Origin of the sequence: Pelatocladus sp. BLCC-F211 (genome assembly GCF_041928655.1) — a bacterium.
Taxonomy (GTDB): Bacteria; Cyanobacteriota; Cyanobacteriia; order Cyanobacteriales; family Nostocaceae; genus Pelatocladus.
The window spans coordinates 26,009-32,613 of record NZ_JBHFLM010000197.1; the positions used below are offsets into that span (position 1 = coordinate 26,009).

Consider the following 6,605-nt stretch of genomic DNA (forward strand, 5'->3'; position numbering starts at 1 on the left):
GGAACAATACTTATGCTGCAAAAAAAGATTTGCATGGTAGGTGCATTTGCTGCTGGTAAAACTAGTTTAGTAGGAAGGTTCGTTCACAGTATTTTCTCTGAAAAGTATCAAACAACAGTAGGTGTAAAAATTGATAAAAAAACAGTAAATATTCAAGGACAAGATATAAATTTTATTCTTTGGGATTTATATGGAGAAGATGAGTTTCAAAAAGTACGTATGTCATACTTACGTGGTGCATCAGGGTATCTATTAGTAGTAGATGGAACTAGAAAAAATACTCTGGAAAAAGCTTTTAACTTACAAATTAAAGTAGAAAATACTATTGGAACTATACCATTTATACTTATACTCAATAAGTGGGATTTAATAGAGGAATGGGAAATTAGTGATACCGAAATTAATGAAGTTGTGCAAAGAGGTTGGATTGTTATTAAAACGAGCGCGAAGACAGGTTTAGGTGTCGAAGAATCTTTCCAAATTCTGGCTAATAAAATTTTAGAAAACTAGGTAATTATTTAAATTAATAAATAGTTAATTAACAAACAATATTTAATCACAAATACATTTAACAACATTGTTTATATCATGAGCGACTCTATTACAGCAGATGTGTTTGCTGCTTTAGATACTCTAGTCTTAGAGAGATTAAACTTTGGCCGCTTTAGAATTACTGGAAATCCACCAGATTGGTTACAACGATTTTGCCTTCATCAAGTTAAATCTGGAATGCAAATACTCATACCGCAACAGGAGTTTCCCTTTTTAGAAAATTTTTTGATAGATGCTGAAGAGCTATGGAACAAAAATAATAAAAATCAATTAAAATCAGGTATTTGGCATCAATTAGATTTATCTGGCAAAGAATATCATTTTGAAGCCATAGCGATTTGCGTTAAAAATAATAAAATATTATTAATTAAATTATTAGAAGAAGAATATGAAGAAAAAAGAAACCTGATTCAAAAAGCGAGAGAGCATCAACTCAATTATCAATACATCATGAAAGAGAACCAAAAAAAAGATATTTTGGTTCACTGTATAATACATGATATTGCTGGGCATATCAGTGGAATTAATTGCTGTTTGATGCTGTTAGAAACTGAAAATTTAACACCAAAAGCTAGAGAGTACTTAGAAATTGGCAAAAAACAAACACTTCAGGAAGAAAACTTAATTAGAGATATTTTATATGCTTTTTCTGCCGAAGTAAATTCTCTAGAATCTTTTACTGTAGATGCCGAACTAGCTCCAAACATTTTAACTTCTGCACAAGAAGTTATCCAACTTCTATCAGCCACTTTTTTATTGAATAAAGTAAAATTGCAACTTGCAAATAATACTGACATAACAGCAGATTGGAAGGTTATAGGTGATAAGTCACGTTTGAATAGAATGATTGCAAATTTGGTGGAAAATGCTTTTCGCCATAGTCCAACGAACTCCACAGTTACAATTAGTTTACAGCAAGAAGAAGATAGTATTCTTGTGACTATAGATGATCAAGGTATTGGTATCCCAGCAGAAAAAGCTAAAAATCTTTTTGATAAGTTTTCCCAAGTTGGGAAATCAGGTAAAGTTGGACTGGGACTATACTTCTGCCGAATCACAGTAGAACGTTGGGGTGGAAAAATTGGCTATATCCCTCTTGAGCAAGGAGGTTCTCGATTTTGGTTTAGGCTGTTAAAACCGAAATCACAGACTCAAGATTAATAAGCACATATTAATCGATCAGTTATCAAATTGTGTCTGAAAAGCATAGTGGCATTCTTTATGAAGCTGCGCTAAATAATAGAATTTCACTTGATATTTAAACCCTGTAGAGACGTTGCAGCGCAACGTCTCTACATGATCAAATTATGACGAAAAATTCTTAACCAAAGGGCATTTTGTTAACAGATGACCAGTCTTCTATTAACCAATAAAATGTAAAACATCACGCAATACGCTGTAACCAGCTAAATCCCAAAGTAAATAAGCAAGAAAACCAATCATTGCCAAGCGACCATTCCATAATTCTGCTTGGGGATTTAGACCAAAAATAAAAGCATTGCGGTCAATGCCGTTGTAAGCATTAGCTACTGGTGGTAAATCTGTAGAAGGACGTTTTTCACGAGTTTCCATTTTTTGTCTCCTTTAAAACCCAATACAGTTCAGTTAAGAAGAAATGTAGGTTGGGTTGAGTGCAACCGAAACCCAACAAAGCCTTGATAATGTTGGGTTGAGGAACGAAACCCAACCTACGCTAGTTTTAGTTTTTAGCCTTAACTGAACCGTATTGCTTTAAAACCAATATTGTTCAGTCAAAGTGCATTATTGCAAATTACATTTTATTGGTATTAATAACCAACAATATGTAAAACATCACGCAACACGCTATAACCAGCTAAATCCCAAAGCAAATAAGCAAGAAAACCAATCATTGCCAAGCGACCGTTCCATAATTCTGCTTGGGGATTCCAACCAAATAGAAAAGCATTACGATCTTTGCCGTTATATTCCGTAGCAATTGGTGGTAAATCTGTAGAAGGACGAGTTTCCATTTTGCCTCCGCACTTATTCTATGGATTGCTTAATTTCTTTGCTATTAGCTATTACTGATTGATAATTTTTAAAGCTGAATAACTAATAACTAATTTCGTGTTTCCGAACTACTTGTTACATATGTTTACTTTAGCTAGGAATTATTAGCTTGCCGTATTCCTATGGTTACAAAGTCTAAGCATTCCTAATGGACGATCATTCAATCTCTTTTTGAATACCAAAATCTACCCTAAGAGGGTGAAAAAATTTGATTTTTAAATAAAAATTAAATTTAACCATAAGCTAAGTGATATCACGCAGGTAAATCTTAATAATTGCAAACTGAGGTATTAGTGATAAAAACTTATATCTAACGCAGTAGATAGTATCAGACCTTGGGCGGATGCTGTAATAGGCTAAATTCCACGATTCTGAGCTAAGGAATTGTGTATGGCGAATGATATAGATGTAAAACTAATTAGCAAATTTTTATACCAGATAGTTAAAACATAGAGGAAAAAAATAGAATGTTTCAGAGTACGCTAACAACGCTGGAACTCTACCAGTCTTTATTTTGGATAGCGCAGGTGACAGTGGAACCACAAGGTATTTCACCCGCACAAGCATCGGTTGCTATTTCAGGGCCGCGTTTTTTCACTGCTTTAATTTCCGGTGTAATTCTGGCTTTTGCGTTTCAGTTGGTATTAACTAACCTGTCAGTTGCAGCAGGTATTTCCTATTTAGGACGTCCATCTGATGCAAGTTCAGATCATGGGGAAGTTGGCAGTTTCGGGGGAACTATCCGCAAAATTGGTACAGCAGTTGGAATATGGACTTTAATCACAGTTACTATTGCCCTAGCGATCGCTTGCTTTTTGGCTGTCAAAATGAGTCTAGTGATTTTTAGTCCAGGACTGGGTGCAATTCTCGGTTTAGTAATTTGGGGCGCATACTTCTTATTACTAGTGTGGGTGAGTTCCACCACAGTCGGTTCTTTAATTGGTAATGTAGTTAACACTGCAACTTCCGGCTTTCAGGCAATTATGGGAACAGCCACCGCCGCCTTGGGTGCAAAGGCTGTAAACCAGCAGGTAGTAGCCACCACCGAAGCCGCAGCCGCAGCTGTTCGCCGGGAATTCGGTAGTGTGATCGACCCTACCAGCGTCCGCGAACAAGTCGAAGATTACCTAGAAATGGTACGTCCCCCAGAACTAGATATCTCTAAGATTCGCGGCGATTTTGAAAGATTGTTGAGTGATCCCCAAGTCAGAGAAGTCGCCACTTCAGGCGATATTCGCAATATTGATCGCCAGAAATTTATCGACTTAGTCAGCAGTCGCACCGACCTATCAAAGCGTGATGCTAACCGGATCGCCGATACCTTGTATGGTGTTTGGCAACAGGTAGTAAATCAAACTCCCTCTCAAGATAAAATGGCTGAGTTGGTTGATTATCTCAAATCACTCCAGCCAGGACAAGCGAACACAGGCGAACTCAACCGCAAACTCGATCAGCTAATGGCGGAAATGCGTTCTGCGAAAGAAGCAGACCAAAAAGCGACCCCTGGACCAATTCAGCGAACACTACAACAGGGACTAACAGCTTTGACTGGGATTGTCTTGGGACGGACTGATCTGTCAGATTTAGATGTCGAAAAAATCTTGGGTGCTTTAACCACAGCTAAAGATAAAGTCGGCGAAAAAGCAGAGCAATTAGGACTACCAACACCAAAACAACCTTACAGTCCGATTCGTGCGGATGTAGAAAACTACCTGTTGAATACTTATGCTTGGCAGTTAAGCCAAGAGAGAATAGCTCAGGATTTCCGCGATGTGATCTATGATCCTGCTGCTGACCCTGGAACCATACGCCGGGAATTAGAACAACTGTCTCGCAGCGATTTTGCTAATATCCTGCAACAGCGTGGTCTTTTGACCCAAGCAGAAATTCAACGTATTGTTGATCAGTTAGAAGCTGTTCGCCAAAATGTCTTGGTGACAGTTACTGCTGAAGAAGAAAGAGAAATTGTACAGGACTTGCAACGCCGAGTTGAGAGTTATTTACTCGTCACTCCCAAATCAGAATTAACTCTAGAGGGAATTGAACAGAACTTTAAACCACTGTTGCGAGACTCCGACGCAGATTATGAAACTTTGTCTCGCCGTTTAGCATTGTTAGACCGTCAAGAACTGCGGGAAACACTTCTAGAACGGAATGATATTAATCCACAAGAAGCAGAGACAATTCTTAACGAATTGGAAAGACAGCGCGATCGCGTCCTCATTGAATCCAAAGGACTCGCAGATCAAGCCAAATATCAAGCCGAAACACTCTGGCTAAATTTAGAGTCATATCTGCGTAATACTGGCAAAGAAGAACTAAATCCCAATGCGATTAGGTCTGAGTTAACAAGACTGCTGCAAGATCCCCAAGCTGGAGTTGCAGCGCTGCGGGCGCGTTTGTCTCGTTTTGACCGGGATACTTTAGTCAAATTGCTGAGTCAGCGCCAAGATTTAAGCGAAGACCAAGCCAATCAAATTCTCAGCACAGTTGAAGATTCTTGGCATAGTGTTCGCCATGCACCCCAAGCCGTAGTCGATAAAGCGAAACAACAATACGACTCAGTTACAACTACCATCGCTGATTATTTGCGAAACACTGGTAAAGATGAACTCAACCCCGAAGGGATTCAACGAGATTTGAATCGGCTGTTGCAAAATCCGAGAGAAGGAGCGATCGCCCTCCGCCGTCGCTTGTCTCAGGTAGACAGAGATACATTAGTAAAATTACTGAGCCAGCGTCGAGATTTATCTGAAGAACAAGTTAATCAAGTCATTGATTCTGTTCAAGACACAATTCGCAATATCGTCCGTTCACCGCGTCGTTTGGCGACTCGGACACAACAAAGAGTCGAAACATTCCAAACTTATTTGGAAGAATATTTGCGTCGCAGTGGCAAAGATGAACTCAACCCAGAAGGTATTAAACGCGACTTGTATTTGTTGTTGCATGACCCGCGTGTAGGTATGGACAGTTTGAGCGATCGCCTAGCTCAATTCGACCGTTCTACAATTATCACCTTGCTGAAACTGCGCGAAGACCTCAGTGACGAAGAAGCAGCGCGGATTGCTGATACAATCTTCTCTGTCCGCGATTCCTTTGTAGAGCAAGTACGAGCAATCCAACGACGCATTCAAGACACAATTGATGGAATATTTGCTCGTATCCGTAGTTACCTTAACTCCCTAGAACGTCCCGAATTAAATTATGATGGTATTAAGCGGGATGTTCGCACATTATTTGATGATCCCCAAGCTGGGTTTGATGCTTTACGCGATCGCCTGTCTTCTTTCAACCGCGAAACCTTGGTAGCAGTCATGAGTTCTCGTGAGGATATTTCAGAAGAAGATGCCAATCGAATCATCGACCAAGTTGAACGAGCGCGTCAAACCGTCCTACAACGAGCAGAACGACTGCAACAAGAAGCACAGCGACGACTAGAAGACGTGAAACACCAAGCCCAAAAACAAGCTGAAGAAACCCGCAAAGCAGCCGCATCAGCAGCCTGGTGGTTATTCGCTACAGCTTTAGTATCGGCGATATTCTCGGCAATTTCCGGAGCAGTAGCAGCGATCACTGCGTAGGAAATTCACAAAAGTAATTCAAAGTTGTCTCCGCTAAACCTACTGTAGCCTCTCAATTTTGAGAGGCTTTTTTAATTTGTTCAAGATTTAACGCTTCGCGGAAGTCCCCATCTTCAAGGTACTCCTAAGATGGGGATTGTGAGCGGGGGATGAGGATTACATCTGGAATTGATTTTTTTACTTGGTAAAAACAAATTCTGGATGGATGACGAATCCCCAGGATTTTCTGGTAAGATGGTCAATGTCTTGACCATCAATGCCATAAGCGAAAACCAAGCTAATAGGTACATGTTGCAAGAAAAAGATTTGGGTCTTGGGAACCAGGACTCCTGCCCACCGAGGGAATGTAAGACCAAAAAAACTACGGAGTTTTTGAGGCTGTTCCCGATGAATTGGGAAGCTCAGACTTCAGCCGTAGGCAAGTCTGAGTAGTTCACT

Annotated in this window: 5 protein-coding genes; 3 read left to right on the forward strand and 2 right to left on the reverse strand. The window is 39.8% G+C overall.

Annotation, left to right across the window (positions count from 1 at the left end):
• Positions 1-12 precede the first annotated feature (12 nt).
• Together ACE1AT_RS23635 and ACE1AT_RS23640 are read left to right on the forward strand one after the other, a co-directional pair.
• A complete protein-coding gene (locus ACE1AT_RS23635; protein ID WP_374872830.1) occupies positions 13-510 on the forward strand; it encodes a Rab family GTPase in 498 nt (165 codons plus the stop codon).
• A gap of 78 nt (positions 511-588) precedes the next feature.
• Positions 589-1,713, forward strand: a complete 1,125-nt coding sequence (locus tag ACE1AT_RS23640) for a sensor histidine kinase (RefSeq protein WP_374872832.1) — start codon at positions 589-591, stop codon at positions 1,711-1,713.
• Positions 1,714-1,914: 201 nt separating this feature from the next.
• Here ACE1AT_RS23640 and ACE1AT_RS23645 read toward each other — a convergent pair whose 3' ends face one another.
• Entirely contained in the window at positions 1,915-2,124 is a 210-nt protein-coding gene (locus ACE1AT_RS23645; protein ID WP_026081856.1) for a chlorophyll a/b-binding protein, read from the reverse strand.
• A 215-nt stretch (positions 2,125-2,339) separates the two neighbouring features.
• On the reverse strand, positions 2,340-2,543 hold the full coding sequence (locus tag ACE1AT_RS23650) for a chlorophyll a/b-binding protein (protein ID WP_009457290.1): 204 nt from the start codon (positions 2,541-2,543) through the stop codon (positions 2,340-2,342).
• A gap of 507 nt (positions 2,544-3,050) precedes the next feature.
• Between ACE1AT_RS23650 and ACE1AT_RS23655 the strand changes: the two genes are divergently transcribed.
• On the forward strand, positions 3,051-6,167 hold the full coding sequence (locus ACE1AT_RS23655; protein ID WP_374872834.1) for an MFS transporter: 3,117 nt from the start codon (positions 3,051-3,053) through the stop codon (positions 6,165-6,167).
• The last annotated feature ends 438 nt before the right edge of the window (positions 6,168-6,605 follow it).

Coding starts and splice junctions, on each gene's coding strand:
- ACE1AT_RS23655 (WP_374872834.1), top strand. CDS start 3,051: ATGTTTCAGAGTACGCTAACAACGCTGGAACTCTACCAGTCTTTATTT.
- ACE1AT_RS23640 (WP_374872832.1), top strand. CDS start 589: ATGAGCGACTCTATTACAGCAGATGTGTTTGCTGCTTTAGATACTCTA.
- ACE1AT_RS23635 (WP_374872830.1), top strand. CDS start 13: ATGCTGCAAAAAAAGATTTGCATGGTAGGTGCATTTGCTGCTGGTAAA.
- ACE1AT_RS23650 (WP_009457290.1), bottom strand. CDS start 2,543: ATGGAAACTCGTCCTTCTACAGATTTACCACCAATTGCTACGGAATAT.
- ACE1AT_RS23645 (WP_026081856.1), bottom strand. CDS start 2,124: ATGGAAACTCGTGAAAAACGTCCTTCTACAGATTTACCACCAGTAGCT.